Source organism: Larkinella knui (genome assembly GCF_003858645.1).
GTDB classification, from domain to species: domain Bacteria; phylum Bacteroidota; class Bacteroidia; order Cytophagales; family Spirosomataceae; genus Larkinella; species Larkinella knui.
On record NZ_RQJP01000002.1, the window covers coordinates 629,821 to 647,743 of the forward strand.

General features: G+C 51.1%; 9 protein-coding genes. 2 read left to right on the top strand and 7 right to left on the bottom strand.

Annotated features, from left to right (window positions below; all coding sequences use genetic code 11):
- The first annotated feature begins 473 nt into the window (after positions 1-473).
- Both EHT87_RS11460 and EHT87_RS11465 read left to right on the top strand, forming a co-directional pair.
- Positions 474-923 carry a hypothetical protein gene (locus tag EHT87_RS11460; RefSeq protein ID WP_124906761.1) on the top strand — a complete coding sequence of 150 codons (450 nt, stop codon included), beginning with the start codon at positions 474-476 and terminating at the stop codon, positions 921-923.
- A 55-nt stretch (positions 924-978) separates the two neighbouring features.
- The gene (locus tag EHT87_RS11465) at positions 979-1,536 is read left to right on the top strand and encodes a hypothetical protein (RefSeq protein ID WP_124906762.1); all 558 of its coding nucleotides are present in this window, start codon (positions 979-981) and stop codon (positions 1,534-1,536) included.
- A 466-nt stretch (positions 1,537-2,002) separates the two neighbouring features.
- On the opposite strand, the gene EHT87_RS11470 is transcribed toward EHT87_RS11465, so the two are convergent.
- The 7 genes from EHT87_RS11470 to EHT87_RS11500 all read right to left on the bottom strand — a co-directional run bounded on the left by EHT87_RS11470 (position 2,003) and on the right by EHT87_RS11500 (position 17,757).
- Positions 2,003-3,523 carry a glycoside hydrolase family 32 protein gene (locus tag EHT87_RS11470; protein ID WP_374756025.1) on the bottom strand — a complete coding sequence of 507 codons (1,521 nt, stop codon included), beginning with the start codon at positions 3,521-3,523 and terminating at the stop codon, positions 2,003-2,005.
- 70 nt (positions 3,524-3,593) lie between these two features.
- Positions 3,594-5,315 carry a RagB/SusD family nutrient uptake outer membrane protein gene (locus EHT87_RS11475; RefSeq protein ID WP_124906763.1) on the bottom strand — a complete coding sequence of 574 codons (1,722 nt, stop codon included), beginning with the start codon at positions 5,313-5,315 and terminating at the stop codon, positions 3,594-3,596.
- 21 nt (positions 5,316-5,336) lie between these two features.
- On the bottom strand, positions 5,337-8,444 hold the full coding sequence (locus EHT87_RS11480; protein WP_124906764.1) for a SusC/RagA family TonB-linked outer membrane protein: 3,108 nt from the start codon (positions 8,442-8,444) through the stop codon (positions 5,337-5,339).
- A gap of 19 nt (positions 8,445-8,463) precedes the next feature.
- Entirely contained in the window at positions 8,464-9,363 is a 900-nt protein-coding gene (locus tag EHT87_RS11485) for a carbohydrate kinase family protein (protein ID WP_124906765.1), read from the bottom strand.
- Positions 9,364-9,375: 12 nt separating this feature from the next.
- Positions 9,376-10,698 (bottom strand): sugar porter family MFS transporter, encoded by a 1,323-nt coding sequence (locus EHT87_RS11490; RefSeq protein WP_124906766.1) that lies wholly within the window; start codon positions 10,696-10,698, stop codon positions 9,376-9,378.
- 190 nt (positions 10,699-10,888) lie between these two features.
- Positions 10,889-13,564 (bottom strand): hybrid sensor histidine kinase/response regulator transcription factor, encoded by a 2,676-nt coding sequence (locus tag EHT87_RS11495; protein ID WP_124906767.1) that lies wholly within the window; start codon positions 13,562-13,564, stop codon positions 10,889-10,891.
- Positions 13,565-13,815: 251 nt separating this feature from the next.
- Entirely contained in the window at positions 13,816-17,757 is a 3,942-nt protein-coding gene (locus tag EHT87_RS11500) for a putative Ig domain-containing protein (protein ID WP_124906768.1), read from the bottom strand.
- Positions 17,758-17,923: the final 166 nt, after the last annotated feature.

Below are 17,923 nucleotides of genomic sequence, written 5' to 3' on the forward strand. Positions count from 1 at the left end.
CGAATTTGGTAAAAAAACGAGGCATTTTGAATCCTAAACCCTTCTTTCGAATTCGCAATGTCAGCGTACAGTACGGTCAGCTTAACCGCTACGAAGCAATAGCATGGGATGGGTGGAGGGCAGGACAAAATATGAAGGAAGTACAATGCAAAACCGCTCCGGAAAATTCGAAAGTTACCAAATATCACAAACCTATTCACAGATCAATAAAGCTGTTCTTTCCGGTGCGCTTTTTTCGACGCTGAGAACCTCAATTAAAATTGTTTTCTACTCGGCATTAGGGAGCGGGACAGCCGCTTGTAAAAAAATAAACGGCATCCATTGGGCCAAGCCAGAAACGCCAATTTGTCGTTTTTCTCATTTTACTATAAATTTATTGCGATCGTTGATGCATACCTGTTTTCACAAAAACTTTTCTATCAGCAACGTTAAATCTGTTTATTTTACGCAGTCTAAATCTTAACCTACAAACCATGCGCAACCTAGTTTGCTTCATCGTACTGAGTTTCCTGTTACCTTCTGGTTGCAAGCGAGAAAATGAGGGCTTTGATCCAGGAGGGCCCATCACCCGCTATCTGCAAGGGCGCTGGCAATTGGAAAAAATAGTGGCCCCTTCGGGTACAAAAACCGGCTCTCAGATTGGCTATACCGAGATAATCGAGTCGGGTAACAACCAGGTGGAGGACTATGACAAAATTTTCAGAAATGGTTCGCTGATTAACACGTACGTGTGGAGCCGTTCTGCTGCTCCGATTTTGAACGCATCGGATATGACGGTTACCCTCACGTATGATAATGGGGTAAAGCGATTTTTTAAGATTAAGCAACAACCCGGCAAAACTACATTGGAGACCTCAGGCTATCTTTCCCAGATCGGTGCCGCCCAAGACTCTGTCAAGTATCATTACATTTCGGTTCAATAATTGAAAGGGAATACGAGCTTACCAGACCCGTATTGCAAGCTTGTATCACGACGCTATGGCACCAGTGCAACGATGTTTATTTGCCATTTTTTTAGCACTTGCGTCATGGCATTGCTCGATGGCCCAAGAGGATGGTTTCAAAACAGGAGATGACGTACCCCAAACTTCCAAAGCAAAAGCGATTTACGTTGAGGCAATGGGAAGTAGCGGTTGGGGTTTATCGCTCAATTATGATATGCGCTTCAAATCCGGCCATAAAGGTTGGGGGTTTCGAGCAGGTATTAACCAGCCCATTCAGGAAGGCCGAGCGCTAACCTATTCATTTCCCGTCCTTATCAACACCGTTAATTCCAACAAACGCGTTGCCTTAGAAGCCGGAGCCGGCTTCATTTTAGCCTATCGGAAATGGACATACGAGGATCAAAATAATGTTATTCATCACAATAACGGGATTGAATACCCCGCCGTTGCGAACGTAGGGGTGCGTTTTCAACCGTTGCGAACGGGTATTGTGTGGCGTTTGTATTGGGCACCTACCTGGCGAATTGGCTCCTCCGCTCAGAACACCAATTTACGGTGGTTCGGCACTTCTTTAGGGATCGGTTTTAACTAAGCGGTGCCCCGATTTTACGAACGATATCCATATGGGTATTTCAGTGATGTTGACTCCGTCTGCGGCTGTAATGGCAAGATCTACAGCAATGCCTGGCCAGGTAATTATTCCGTTGGGATCGGGGAACTACTCGTTTGAAATCAGCAATTGAAAAGGAACAGAACTTCACTATACCCTAAGAGGCAGCTACGCATTCGCAACGAGCACCATTCATCAGGCATTCATTTGTTGTATCGTCCTGAAATGGCCCTTACACAATTTGAACTGACCTGTTGACGCCAAATAAGAAGTAATTGTTTCTATACTTTCGCACCGCTGCGACGGCACGGCAACAGTTGTCCGATTTTACCGGATTACTTACAATGGGCATAAAATAGTCCGTCAAATAATACAATCTGACGGACTTGCTTAGGAAATTCAAACGAGCCTATCGTTTAATCGGATTTTCTAAATTTGGCTTTCATCTTTATTCAACCGTTGACAAAAGCGGTGTGTAGCTCACTACGGGTGCTGAACTGCCGCCTTTGGCTGAGCTAATGAACAATTTGGTCAGGTCACTTTCCGGAAAAAAGATGTCGGTCATGACGGTAAGCCCATCATCAGCAAACATCTCAATGGAAGCTACATCGACCAGAATCGTAAGGGTCATGGTTGTCGATGAGGAGGAACGGGGAGCGATGTGGCGTTTGCCAAATCCTTTTTCAAAGTCTATTTTGCCCGACTTTGACCGATCGATAAAATAGGCATTAGCGGTTTTGTCATACCCAAAAATCAACTCGTTGCCCTGTTCGTTGGCCAGTGTCATTGAAAAGTCACTTGAATTCGAAGTAGCGATATCCAGCTTGAACGATCGGGTTTTCGATTGAGCCGGTAGGTCGAACGGTGTTTTAGCCGTCGGGTTTTTCAGCGCAACTCGTTGGCCATTCAGGGCATTAAGTTCCTTGACAGGCATAGAGATGAGACACAGCTCGTTGCCCACTTCTTTTAAGCCAAGCTCCCGTGGCACGGTGGTGGCACTCCGCCAGGGCGAGGTAGGCACGACTCCCGCATACTGCCAATTGCTCATCCATCCCATGAAAAGGGTCCGGTTACCCGTATTGGCAAACGTCACGCCCGCATAATTATCCGTGCCATAATCAACCCATTTGGTTTTCGTTGAATACGGTTTGAACGTTTTGCCATCAAAATCACCTACGAAATATTGGGTAGCGGAACCACCGTTTGGCCCACCCGGATTGATGCTCACCAGCAACACCCACGCTTTTTTACCCTTATGATCCAGCGGAAACAGGTCTGGGCACTCCCAAACACCCCCGTGCGCCCCTACCTCCTTACCAAACTCACTTTCCTTGGTCCATTCCTTCAGATTGGGAGATGAATAAAACGTAACCCGATCTTTAGTCGCCAGGGTCATAACCCACTTTTTCTGAGACTCATACCAGCGAACCTTGGGGTCGCGAAAATCTGTAATGCCGGGATTAGGCAGGACCGGATTACCCGCGTATTTAGTCCACGTTTTTCCTTCATCAAGACTATACGCCAGGCTCTGGTATTCATGTTTATCCGTTTTCGCTTTTTCAAGCTTCGGATTGTGATGCGTGAAAATGGCCACCAGGGGTGTCTGACCATTTTTCCCCAAACCGCTGGTGTTGTTTACGTCAACCACTACACTCCCGGAGAAGATATACCCCAGACTATCCGGATACAAGGCGATGGGCTGCTCCTGCCAATGCACCAGATCGGTGCTGGTCGTATGCCCCCAGTGCATGGGCCCCCAGGTCATCCCGTCCGGGTAATACTGAAAAAACAGATGGTACGTCCCTTTATAATACACCATGCCGTTCGGGTCATTCATCCAATGGGCTTTGGGCGAAAAATGAAACTGGGGCCGATGGGCTTCTGACGTTGGAATACCCTGGCCAGTTTGCCCAAAGGAAAGGTACATGGGCAACGTAAGGAAGAGAGCTAAAAAAAGTCTGGTTTGCATAACGAGTGTATTTAACGAAAAAATGAGGGCGGGAAGTCATCGTAAGCAGGACGCCCCGCCCGACCTTTAACTACCAACCTGGATTCTGTTTATATAGCCCTTTACTGAAGTTGATCTGGTTGAGCGGAATGGGTAAATACTCATCCCGGTTTTTGGTAAACTTGGCCTCTTTTAAATAGTCACGCTTCGTTTTTTCCGTCGAGAAGTAACTGTTCAGGTACTCAGCGGCAACGCCCCAGCGGACCAGATCGAAAAACCGGTTGCCTTCCATCGCCAGTTCGAGCCGCCGTTCCCAGCGAAGTGCCTGTCGGGCAAAGCTTTGGTTCCAGGTGCAGTTCACCCCGGGCTGGTACGTACCAATCAGGTAATTCGACGTTGGTTTACCCGTGGCATCTTTTAGCAAACCCGTACTTTTTGATGCGCGTTGCCGGAGTTGATTAATCAGTGGTAGTGCTTCGTCCTGCCGGCCCAGTTCAATCAAGGCTTCAGCCCGCCATAACAGGACATCCGCATACCGAATCAACACTGAATTCTTCGAACTGCTCATAAACGGCGCTACTTTCCGAAAAGCGGGACTATCGGGTGCTACGGTTTCTTTCATCGATGCGGTAGCGCCGTAAATTTCGGGTGCTCGTGCCCACTCAGTTTTAAAAATATAGTTGGGCTTGTACTTATACGGATGGCCGGGTATAGCCACCGTATGATCAACACGGGGGTCAACGGCATTGCTCAGAAAGTCAGCGGGGGTAGTGATATCGCTGGTATTGTAGGTATCGAATAGTGGAAGTCCGTTCTTATCCGTCTTGAACGCATTGATCAGATTCTGACTGGGTAAGTGAAAACCGCAGCACCCGTATTCCTGGTTCATCGGATAATTGAGCATGCTGCTCCAGTCAAGACGGCCTTTGGGCGTTCCGTCATCAATCGAGCGCTGAATGGCAAAAATCGACTCGATCCCATTATCGTTCTCGGGCAGGAAGTTCTTAGCAAAATCATCGTACAAGCCGTATTTACCCGAGGCAATCACCTCGCCCGTTAGTTTTTCAACTTCGGCTAATTTGGCCGGGTCGATGCCGGTTACGTTATACCGGGCATCCTGCTTGTAGGCTTGATACAACAGCGTCTTGGCCAGATAGGCCTTAGCGGCTACCTGATTGGCCCGGCCCACCTCGGGTTGCGTAGCGGGCAGATCGGTAGTACCCACCCGGAAATCAGCGGAAATTTTATCCCAGAGCTGATCGCTGCTTAACGCGTCATTCGGGATGGTCGCGTATTGATCAACGGCTACGGTTTCGTCGATATAGGGCACGCGGTTAAACATAATCTTTAAATCGAAGTAGTTATGACCCCGCAAAAAGCGCATCTCAGCCTGCCGGATTTTCTTGTTCGGGTAATCCACTTCACTAATGGCATTCAGCCGGCGCAACGCGTCGTTGGCCCGGGAGATGGAGACGTAAAAGCGAAACCAGATCTCGTCGGCCGGCCCCAGGTCGGGGCGGATGTAGGAGAAGGTTTCAAAGAAATGAAATTCAGAGATGTCGGCCGTTCCAGCCCCACCTTTATAGGCATCCCCCGAGCGTAAATTACCGTATGGCCAGAGGGTAAACGGAGCGGTATAATGATCGTTGCCCAGGGCTGAATAGGCCGCTACACACATTTTGTCGATGTTTTCGGGCGTATTTAATTCCTCGCTGCTGATGACGGCTTTGGGCGTAACATCCAGGGTACTCTGACAAGCCAGCGTAACACTCATCAAGGCGCCCGTAAGCAGCCACTGTTTTATTGTTTTCATAGTCGATGTCGATTCAAACGATTAGAAGGAGAAATTGACGCCAGCCGTATACATGGCCGGAATGGGGTAATTGGAGTTTGGCGTTTCCGGATCGACGCCCGTATAGGCGTTGGAATGGCTGGCGGGCCTGATCGTCAGCAGGTTTTGTCCTTGGACGTACACGCGGGCCCGTTGCATTTTTAACTTTTGCACCAGCGTGAGCGGCAGGTTATAGCCTACCTGGATATTGCGCAATTTGAGGTAGGAGCCGTTTTCGACAAAATACGTGGAGCCACGCGCTTCGTTGTTTTTATCGGTCAGCGTCAGCGCCGGAATTGTGGTGCCGGTGTTGGTTGGTGACCAGGCATTCAGCGTGCGAGCGCCCAGGTTGGTACCCGAAAATAGAGAGGCAAAATCGGTCTGACTCTTGTTATTATTATACACATCATTGCCCTGGACGCCCTGGAAGAAAAATGCAACATCAACGCCTTTGTAGGATAGACTGGCGTTAAAGCCATAATTGAACTTGGGATCGCTTAAGCCAATCCAGGTCCGGTCAACCGCATCGATTTTGCCATCGCCATTGAGGTCTTTATAACGAAGCCGCCCAATGCCTTTCCCAACCTGCTGGCCAGCCGCGTCCACCTCGGCCTGATTCTGAAAAATTCCGTCCGTTACGTACCCGTAAATCGAATTGACCGACCGACCCAAAATGTTGACGTCCGTGCCATTCCCGCCGTAGGCATTTACCACTTCCTCGGGCAGGCTGATCACTTTGTTGCGGTAGGTAAACAGGTTGCCCGACAGGTTATAGGTCAATCCGCCAATCCGGTTCTGATAACCGAGCTGAATCTCAACGCCTTTGTTTTGCATGGAAGCCCCGTTTACCCAGCGGCCACCTCCTTCACCCACCACGCCCAGGTAAGGCGGCTGGACCAGAATATCGCTGGTGTTTTTGATAAAATAATCCACCGAACCGGTCAGTTTGTAATTGAAAAAACCAAAGTCGATGCCGTAATTGGTCTGGGTCAGCGTTTCCCACTTTAAATTGGCGTTACCCAGTTGGGTCCGCTGAAAGCCCGATGGCAGGCTACCTGTATTCACGCCCGTGATATCATAAGCCGTACCGGTATCTTCGGTCCAGGTCGGATCGATCCCATAATTGGCGGTATACAGCGAGTAGATCGCATTGTTGGCAATATTCTGGTTGCCCGTCTGGCCCCAGCCCACCCGTAGCTTTAATTCGGACAAAGACGGTAGCTGATCTTTCAGGAACACTTCGTCACTGATTCGCCAGCCCAGCGACAGAGCCGGAAAAACGCCATACTGATTATTCTGGCCAAACCGCGAGGATCCGTCACGACGAACCGTTACCGAAGCCAGGTACTTATCGTTGTAGGCATAGTTGATTTTGCCAAAGTAGGACATCAAGGCGTAGGCAGAACCCGTACCCCCGTTGTCTTTATTGCCCGAACCTGCATCCAGATACATATAATCGGGCGTTTGCAGCGCAAAATTCTGGCGGCTGGCCGAGAAAATCTGGCTATTAAACTTGATCTGCTCAGTGCCCAGTACGACGTCGAAGCGACTCTTACCCGTGGCCAGGTTGTAATTCAGCGTATTTTGCCACACCCAGTTGCCGAAGAAATTATCCGTATTGGTGACCCGATTGGTGGGGTCGGATAAAAATCCGGAGGTGTAGGCTTTGTACATCGACCGCAGGCTGGTCATGGTGTAGTCAACACCGATGTTGGATCGCAGATGTAACTTAGGAAGTACTTCCAGATCGATGAAAGCATTACCAAACAGGCGGCCCAGGAACGTATGGTTTTGCTTGTTATCTTCAATAAGCCGCACCGGGTTCTGCCGGTCACTCATGCTTGGGGCTGGCCCACCCCAGCCGCCATTTACGGTATAAACCGGTACAATGGGTTGCTGAATGAGGGCCAGATACAACACGTCCCCAGTCGGAATCTCAGTCTGCCGACTTTTGGTAAACATGAAATTTTCCCCTATTTTGAGTTTTCCCTTCAGAAAACTATAGTCCGAATTCATGCGGGCAATCAGCCGGTTCAGGTTCGTTCCTTTCACGATACCGTCGTGGTTGAAATAATTCAGCGAAAAGAGCATGTTTCCCCGCTCACTCCCATTCGATAGGTTCAGGTTGTACGACTGAATAATACCGGTTTGGGCGATTTCGTCAAACCAGCGGGTATCGGCCGGGCGCATGGTATGCTGAGGATCAATAAACTCGGGGAAGGTAATTTTATCCAGCACTTGCTGCCCGTTGGCATCCACATGCGACTGAAACTGATACAGGGGGCTGGTTGGTTTCACCCCGTCGTTGACGGCTGCCTGCCAGAACACCCGCGCCCGCTGCTCGGTATTGAGTACTTTCAGCTTGGAGGTGTACTGCTGCGCGGTACCAGACACCGTAAAATCGACGCGGCTCACTCCCTGTTTCGCTCGTTTGGTCGTTACGATAATAACGCCGTTACCCGCCCGCGACCCGTAGATGCTCGCTGCGGAGGCATCTTTAAGCACCTGAATGGATTCGATGTCATTCTGATTCAGGGTTTGCAGGCCCTCCGTGGTCGGTACACCGTCGATTACGTAAAGCGGGCCGCTACCGCCCGACAAGGTACTCTGCCCCCGAATCTGCACATTCGCGGGTGCGCCAGGACTTCCGTCGGTGGTGATGTAAACCCCCGCGACCCGTCCCTGGAGGTTCTGCATGACGTTGGGAGAAGGCAGCGTTTGCACGTCACTTAATTTCACCACCGCCACCGCACCGGTCAAATCGGCTTTACGCTCTTCTTTGTAGCCCGTTACGACAACTTCATTCAGGTTTTGCAGGTCATCTTCCAATACCACACTGATTGCACTGGCGTTGCCAACCGGCACTTCTTTCGTTATCATACCCACAAAGGAAAACACCAGCGTAGCGCCCGAAGAAACGGTGAGTTTATAGCTGCCGTCGGTATTCGTTGTGGTGCCGTTCTGGGTTCCTTTTTCAAGGACGGTCACCCCCGGTATGCCTTTGTTATCTGTTTTGGCCGTAACCAGGCCCGATACGGCTACTTTGGTCTGGGCCAGCGCCAGAGGCCCCGTTAGCAGGACCAGGAGCAGGATTATTATAGGTAGTTTCATGTTTTTCGTTATCAGGAAGTTAATTAATTGTCAGAGAGACTTTTTTCAGGAATGCATGGATCATAGCTTCCGAAAAGGCCGGCGTAGCACCCCGCTGGGTAGCGACGTAAGCCCCCGTGGCGCAGGCAAATTCAAGGGTTTTTGGGTGAGCTTCACCCTGCAATAGTTTATAGAGGAAAGCCGCCAGAAACGCATCCCCACTCCCGATGGTATCTTCGACTTCCACCGCAAAGCCGGGTTGCTGATAAAAGCCGGTTTTATCCAGTAGGGCGGCCCCTTTTTCGCCAAGCGTCACGCACAGCAGGTCCAGTTGATAGCGCTCCCGTATTTGGTACATAGCACTTTGCACGTCCGGCTCGGGGCCGTACCAGGTCGCTAATTCGCTCAGTTCATGCTCGTTCAGCTTGGCGATATCGGCCTGCCGGAGCAGTTGTTCGACCGATGCCCGCTGGTAATGGGGAGCCCGCAGATTGACGTCGAACACCGTACGGGGGGCTACTTCCAGAAGTGCCAGCAGCGTTTCGAGGGTCTGGGGACTACGGGCCGCCAGACTGCCATAGACGAACAGCGTGCTCTTTTCAACGGCACTCAGCAGCAGAGAGTCCATACTAATGTAATCCCAGGCCACGGGTTGAACAATCTTATACGTCACCTCATGGGTGTCCGACAAATTCGCTTTGGCGATACCCGTTAAATGCGTCTGGCCCGTCTGAATTAAGTCTAGCGGCAGCTGCTTAGCAGCTAAGAAATCCAGTAATTCCTGACCTAGATCATCGCTGCCCACCCGGCTGATGAGCTGAGCATTCAGGCCAAAATTGCGCAGGTCAGCCGCTACATTCATAGGTGCCCCGCCGGGTTGTCTGCTGGTGGGCAAAACGTCCCAGAGGACCTCGCCGAAGCAAGTAATAATGGGTGTCATACGGAGTCTGGTTTAGTGGACGAATACGGTTTTCTCTGCTTTTTCTAAACTGGTCCCTTTGGTTTCAGGCATCAGCCGGAGCACAAACAGAAGTTGTAATACCATCATGAGGGTAAAGAACAGGAAGGTATTGCCCCCGCCGAAGTGCTCGGCCAGGTAGGGAAAGGTGAACGTAATGATGGCGGCCATCAGCCAGTGGGTGAAGCTGCCCAGCGCCTGACCACTGGCCCGGACCTCATTGGGGAAGATTTCGGAAATAAATACCCAGATGACGGCCCCCTGCGAGAAGCCGAAGAAAGCAATGTAGACAAAGAGCAGGACGGGCACGGTCATTCCAAAATCTTGCAGGTAAAAGGCCCTGGCGACTAACCCCAGCGTCAGGATTAAGCCGACCGATCCTATTTTCATCAGCGTGCGTCGACCGTAGCGGTCAATCAGGTTCATCGACAGCAGGGTAAAAACCAGATTGATCAGTCCAATGCCCGCCGAGGACAGCAGCGACGAGCTTTTTCCCAGTCCCGTCATTTCAAAAATGCGGGGAGCGTAATAAATGATAGCATTGATACCCGACACCTGATTGAAGACCGCAAACAGGACCGCCAGCCTAATTGGGGTGCCGTACTGACCCGAAAACAACCGGGACGATGCGGCCGTCTGCGATTGGCTCTGCTGAATGGCCAGGAGCGTTTGTTCGGCGGTGGCGGGGTCAATCATAGTGAGTACCTCACGCGCTTCACGCAGATTTCCTTTTTTAAGCAGTAACCAGCGGGGACTTTCGGGAATGATGAGAACCGCGATCAAAAAAATCAGGGAAGGCAAGGCCTGCACTCCCAGCATCCAGCGCCAGGATTGCGTACCCATATCGGACAGCAGAAAATTGGACAGATAGGCAATCAGTATACCGAATACGACATTGAACTGAAAAAGCCCAACCAGCTTGCCACGGGAGCGGGCCGGTGAAATCTCGGTAATGTACATGGGAGCCGCCACCGACGAAGCGCCCACCCCCAAACCGCCCAGAAAGCGAAAAAGGAGAAAGACACCCCAACTTGGCGCCAGGGCCGTGCCCAGCGAGGCTAGCAGGTACAGGATGGCTATCCAGAAGAGTGTTTTTTTACGACCCAGCCGCTCGGCCGGAATGCCCCCCAGCATCGAGCCCAGTACCGTGCCAATAAGGGCAATGGATACGGTCAATCCATGCTCCCATACACTCAGATGCCATAAGGTTTGAAGGGATTGCTCGACGCCCGAGATAACGGCGGTATCGAAGCCAAAGAGGAAGCCGCCCAGGGCGGCTGTGATCGACCAGAAAAAGATACGTTGTTGTTGACTCATCAGATTGAAAACCGGTTTAGCGTTTTCGATGAATCAAATGTCCGCACTTAAAAAAATATCTTCCTGTAGAATTCCATCAAAGAATTATAAACTTGATACATTGAGCTATATCTCAGATTAACAGGCGGTTACCCATCGCTCTAACCGCTAAAGATTGTGAAATTGATACAGGATTTGTGCTCCTGATACATTACGTATTGCGCCATTCCGACGGGGTCTGGCCAGCCTTCTGTCGGAAGAAGGTTGTAAAGTAAGCCGGGTCCTTGAAACCTAATTCGTACGCGATTTCGGAGATGTTCTTGGTCCGGTCGCCCAGAAGGTCTTTGGCCTTTTTGATACGGTATTCGGCAATGTACTCATTGACATTTTTATTAGTCAACGCCGTAATTTTGCGGTAAAGTTGGACCCGCGACATACCCAGGTCCCGGCTTAGGTTCTCAACCGATAACTGACCGGAATGGATGTGTTTTTCGATGAGCAGTTCAAAATCCAGTAAGAACTTACGTTCCTTAGCGGGTACCTGCTGGGGGTTGGTGATCTCATTGGAAAACCGTCTTCGCATCCGGTCCCGATTCCCCAGTAAATTTTTTACCTTTTCTTCCAGCAACTGCTGATTGAAGGGTTTGGGAATATACGCATCGGCCCCGGCAACAGTCCCTTCGATCTGATGTTCGAGTTGCCCCTTTGCGGTTAATAAAATGACCGGAATGTGTGAGGTACGAAAATCTTCTTTCACCCGCTGGGTTAGCCAGATACCATCCTGCCCAGGTAAAGTAACATCACTAATAATAATATCCGGGATGTTTTGGAGGACGAAATCCCACCCCTTTTCGGCCGTTTCGGCGGTAAGCGTCCGGTAGGTTGGCGCAAACCGGCTTTGTAAAAACGATAACAGGTCTTGGTTATCTTCAATGATGACCACTGACTGCTCAAGTGACCCCTCAACACTGGAAGACGACGAGACGTCTGAAAACGGTTTTTCCAACTCGATGAGGTGAGAAAATGCAGGAACGGGCAGTAGCTCGCTGCCTGCCAGCTGGGGCGAGTAGGGTAAAGTAATGGTGAAGGTGGTGCCTTTGCCTTTTTCTGATTCAAGGGCGATATCGCCTTGATGGAGCTGCACAAACTCCTGTGATAGAGCAAGTCCCAATCCGGCACCTAAGGAACTGGATTGATTGCCCCGGTAATACAGATCAAACGCGTGAGCTTTGTCATTTGGTTCCATGCCGATCCCATTATCGGCCACCACGATCTGGATGTGATTGACGGATCGAAGCAGGGTCACGTGAATAAAGCCCCCGGCGGCCGTGTATTTAAAGGCATTCGAGAGTAGGTTGAATACGACTTTGTCTAATTTTTCCGCATCGAAGCGGTAAGGGAGTTCGGCGAAGGCGTGAATGAATTGCAGATCAATCTGCTGGTTTTGAGCTTTGTACGAAAAGTCGTCTATGATTTGCTGAATGAAATGGACCAGATCGTGAGGTGCCGAACGAAGCTCGATTTTGCCGGCATCGATTCGCCGGAGATCTAAAATTTGATCGACCAGCTTCAGTAAACGATTCGCATTTTTCCGGGTAAGCTCCAGCACGCGCTTTGTTTCTTTACTGTCATAGGACTTCCGATGAAGCAAATCTTCCGTAGGCGCCAGAATAAGGCTGAGTGGCGTTTTGAATTCATGCGAGATATAGGAGTAAAAGCGCATTTTATCTTCGGTAGCTTGCCTGGCCTGCCCCGAAATTCGTTCAATCTCTTCGTTCTGTTTCGCCAGTAATTTATTGGACTGTTGTTTTTCCCGCAGAAGTAGCAACAATACCGCACCAAATACGACCACCAGGGTCAATAACGCAACGACAATCGTTAAGGCTTGCCGTTGGGAGGAGTAAATTTGATTGAGGTCCAGCAGTTTAGTGGTCTGCCGTTCAATAGCCCGCTGCTGTTCACCCATTTTTTGGTACTGGGCCAGCATAATATTCACATTATCGGGGTTGACGACGGTCGTGAATAAGGCATTCTCTTTGCTGAAGGGCTGCTTGTGTAGAATTTTGACAGCCGTTTGTATGGCCTCCTCGCCCCCCGTTGGGTAAAGGATAGTCGCATCAATCAAGCCTTTTTTAACCAGTTCAAGGCCTTCATTCTGGCCCGGCAAGCCATCGACGCCAATAATTTTTATTCTTTTTCGTATTCCTAAATCTGCACTGATTTTAGAAATACGTAAGGCCAGGCGATCATAATGGGAATAGATGAGATCAATTTGAGGGTTTGCCTTTAAGTAGTTGGTTACCGTGGAATCAAACGTATCCGTTTGCCATAAGATCCCGGAGTAGTGTATCCCAGCATATGTTTTTAAAGCTTGTATAAAGCCCCGATGCCGATCGATGGATGGGGACGTAGTGGGAGCAGCGCTGATTTCCAGCACCGTTCCTTTTCCCTTGAGCAATGTGTTGGCATAGATGCCCGCGTTTTGACCGACCAGGTAGTTTTCGGCTCCCACAAAAGCGGTGTATTGCGTCGAGGAAATGCGCCTGTCGAGAATAATGACCGGTATTCCCGAGGAATAGGCCTCTTCAATGAGGGAGGTATGTGCCTCTTTCTCATTAGCCGATACAATTAATAAATCTACTTTTTGTCTTATAAACTCCTTGATCTGTTGATTTTGCTTTTTTGTGTCGCCATTGGCCACTTTCATCTCCATGGCAATATCAGGATAAAACGACAGCTCTCGTTTCATACCCTGTACCATGTCTTTTCGCCAATTGTCGCTCATCAGGCACTGCGAAAAGCCAATGGTATACCTGCTTTTTTTCGGTTGTGCGCACGAAAAAAAGCAAATAAGTCCAAGGGAACAGCCAATAAAATATTTAAACATTACCTTATTATAATCATCCTAAAAACGTGTAAAAGCTTAAAGTTCACATAAAATGGCCTACTAAATATAATTATTTCACTAAAAATGTTGTATCACTGAATGATTTACCGCTCTTTGCTCTCCAAACCAAGTGAATCCATCTTTCAGATTGAAGCCAAAAATCAGGCATTCATAATAATCACCTAAAGGTTTAGGCGTATCTGGACTTGACTGGATACTTTTATTAGGCCGATTGGGACACCACCCGGTGCTTAAGGAATGAGCACCTTCACCGTCCGCATCTGGTGACCGCTGGTGACCTGCAGCAGCAACACCCCCGCCCGACGAGCGCCAGGCGCCAGCGTCTGGTGTTCGACCGCCTGGGCCTGATCGATGAGCCGTTCCGTCACCAGTTGGCCCTTTGGATCAAACAAAGCCAACCGCAGCGGCTGACCCTGAACTCCCCGCACTTCCACCATGACCTGTTCACGACTCACCGGATTACCCAGCACGCTCACCTGGAGTTGGGGGTTTTCTTCGGCTGATAAGCGCGCCGGGGCATTGCATTGGAATACCTTCGGCGAGCCTTTCAGTAAATACGTTGACCCCAACACCCGGGCAAGTACGGGAGTTCCGTTGGTCACATTGGATGGCGGGGTGAAGTTGTAGGTATGGGCACCATTTCCTTTGCCCGCATCCTTCAGGTCCTGTCGGAAAATATTGGCCACGGTGCTGCCCAACACCGTCACATTGCCTGGACTGGGTTCGAGGTAAAACTCGACCGTGAGCGGGGTATTGGGTTTGTTGCGGTCCCAGACCCAGCCCCGAATTCCTCCGCAATCCAGTTTGTCCAGATAGCCTTCGAAGCTGCCCGTCACCGTCGTCGTTTCGGCCGGATTGACCGTCAACTGAAAACTTACGCTGTTGCTGGCTCCCAGCGGGTCGGTCGCCTGATAGGTCAAGACAAATACACCCGGCTGAGTCGGTGTGCCGCTGATGATCCGGTTCGGCAGTTGCAGGCTTAAGCCCTCCGGCAAACCACTCAAGCCGTAGCTCAAGGTTCCGCCTTCCGGGTCGGTGAAGGCAACCAACATGGCCGAGAAAGGAACGCCAACCTGGGCCACTACGGGCGTAACCAAAACCGTCGGCGTTGGGGGTTTCGGGGGTTGGTTACTTTCAGGTGTAAGATTCCCCTGACAGATCAGGGTTTTGGGTGAATCTTTTAACACAAAGCTGTTGCCCGTCACCCGCGCGGAGAGACTGTGCGGCAAACCGTCTTTGACACTCTCGGGAATTGTAAACCGGAAGGCATGCTTCCCGTTGCCTTTGCCCGCGTCGAGCAAGTCTTGCCGAAACTCACTAGCCAGGATGGTCGCAAGGATGGTTGCTCCGTCAAGGATGTCGATGGAAATAGCGGTAGTAGGTTTGTTGCGGTCCCAGACCCAGCCCCGGAAGGTCGAGCAGTCCGCCCCGTTGATGAAACCATCAAAGGAACCCGTCACCGTCGGAGCCGTTACCACCACCGTCACGCTGGCGGGATCACTGGTACAGCTATTGAGGGTACAGGTGGCCTGGTAGACAAACGATCCGGGCGTCGTGGTCGCAACGGTAATGGTGCCGGTCCCCGAAGTACCTCCCGGTCCATTCCAGTTGATGATTCCGCTACAATTGGTGGCGGTCAGCATCACGGCCGGTGCTCCCTGGATGACGGTCGAACTGACCAGATTCGGAATGGGCGGTTTTGTTAGAGCTCCACTAATGGTCACACTGGCGTTGGCCGAACAGCCCCCGGTGGTGACTGTCACCGAGTAGGTGCCTGCCGTGGTGATGGTGCGGTTGGCACTGGTAGAGGTATCCTCCCAGCGGTAGGTGGTGCCCCCACTGGCGACCAGCTCAACCGACGGGTTGGCACAGGTCAATGTTGCACTGCTGGGCGTGATGAGGGCCACCGGCCCTTCACTACTGCCCGAGATGGTAATCGTCTTGGTGGCTGAACAGCCACCGGTCGTGACCGTCACTGAGAAGGTGCCTGCCGTGGTGATGGTGCGGTTGGCACTGGTAGAGGTATCCTCCCAGCGGTAGGTAGTGCCCCCACTGGCGACCAGCTCAACCGACGGGTTGGCACAGGTCAGTGTTGCACTGCTGGGCGTGATGAGGGCCACCGGCCCTTCACTACTTCCCGAGATGGTCACACTGGCCGTGGCCGTACAGCCACCCGGTGAGGTGAGCGTCACCGAGTACGTGCCTGCCGTGTTCACGCTGATCTGGGCATTGGTCGATCCCGTGCTCCAGCGTACCGTACCCGTGCCGAGAGCCGTCAGGCTTACCGTAGGACTACTACAACTCAGGGTTGCACTGCTGGAGTTGATGCTGACCGAAGGAGCGTTGGTCGTGCCACTCACTTCCACACTGGCCGTGGCCGTACGATTATCGGATGACGTTACCGTTACGGAGTAGGTACCCGCCGTGCTGACACTGATCTGGGCAGTGGTCGCCCCCGTACTCCAACGGAAACTCCCCGTGCCATTGGCCGTCAGGCTCACGGTGGGAGTGGAACAGCTCAGGGTCGCACTGCTGGGAGTGATGCTGACCGAAGGAGCCTCTGTCCGTTCACTCACGACCACACTGGTGGTGCCCGAACATTCTCCAACGGTACCCGTCACGGAGTAGGTGCCCGGCGTACTGACCGAAATACTGGCCGTCGTTTCCCCGGTCGACCATCGGTAACTAAGCGCTTCCGAAGCGGTCAGGGTAGTCGTCTGTCCCTGGCTGATGGTCAGAGAGGGGTTTGCCGTCACAATGGGACCGTCATTGGGCCCACCTCCTGGGGTAGTGGTCAGTAAGCCTGTGTTGTGGTCAACATCAAAATAGCCCCCATTGAGATTTCGTATTACCCCTGAATTATAAGTAATATTGCCACTACAGCAAGGCGCATGCTCAATGATGAAACCGGAGTTGTTAAAATTGGTATATACATCAAAGTTTTGGTTTGGCTTGCTTACCCGGCGTAAAAACCAATGGCTTACGTTGCCATAGCTCTCGATATAGGCGTCACAACCGGTGTTGTAAAAATTGCCTACATTACGAATACCATTCAAGCCGAATTGTTCGATGGCTCCGATAATAATCTTACCCTTGTTGGTGAACTCGGCATATGTATCATTGCCAGGGCCAGCGAGCTGTGGTATACGGTCAGGATAAGGAAATATATTATCAGTAGCATCACTAACTGGCACAATCCGGTTATCCTCGTTCTTCAAGGCAAGGTTGGTTGTGCGGTCAATGGCGATAACTCCGCCCGGATTGTTGTTGAATGTTGTCTGATTATAGAGTCCCCAATAGGCTGCTTGTGCGATGCTGCCAATCGTAATTTTGGCTGCGTTGGTGACGATGCCAAGGTTCCACATACCAAATTTGGACGTTCGGTCAATGGTGATAATGCCACCCGGATTATTGTCCAGGGAGCCCAGGTTAAAAAAACCAACGTACCCCACCTCTACAGTGGCTCCGATGGAAATCTGAGCCGCGTTATTGAACGTCCCACTGTTTTGTAAGCAGTACCATTCTGTTCCGTTAATGGAAATAACACCCCCCGGATTATTATCGAAGCGAGCCGCGTTTGCCAGGCCTACGATTCCCACGGTTGTGTTAGCCCCGATGATGATTTTCCCTGAGTTCGTGAATAGCCTTCCTGTAGTAGCACTGTTTTGCAAACCATAGCCGGTTGTTCGGTCGATGGCGATATGCCCCCCCGTTTCGTTAGAGAAGCTTCCCTTGTTTATAAGTCCATATCTACCTACCGCTGCGGTGTTGCCAATCACTAACTGCCCCGCGTTGGTGACCGTGCCACCCGTGTAGAAAGCCGTTGTTTGGCCCTGACCAAAATCCCTGGAGCCGTTTAAGGTTAGCTTACCACCACTGGTAATACTCAGTGTGGCTTCGCTCTGAACTTCTACGGAACCAGCCACCGCCGGGACACTTAGAACGGGCTGTGTAGCGGCACTGGCGGCAATCACAACATTGTCGCTGGCCGTAGGAATGCCAGCCGGGCTCCAGTTGCTGGCGGTGTTCCAGTTCGACGTTGTCCCGATCCAGGTTTTTTGCGCCTGCGCGCTTAACCCGGTCAGCAGCAAAAGCAAGCCCGACAGCAGCCTGCCCAACAAGCGGGTATGGACGTGTCGTGGTTGAGGGGCAAATGAGTAGTGTTGTCTCATGCTGGGTAAAATGATAAAGATGAATTGAACGTACCTGCCACCAACGGGCTACCTTGGCGGAGCATTGATCTTGCCTGGTCATCGACCGATCGGCTTTCCCGGCTTCTACCACTGGGGGGAGTAGACGGGCTGCATTGATTTTCCCAAAAGTGAAGTGGGGCTGTCC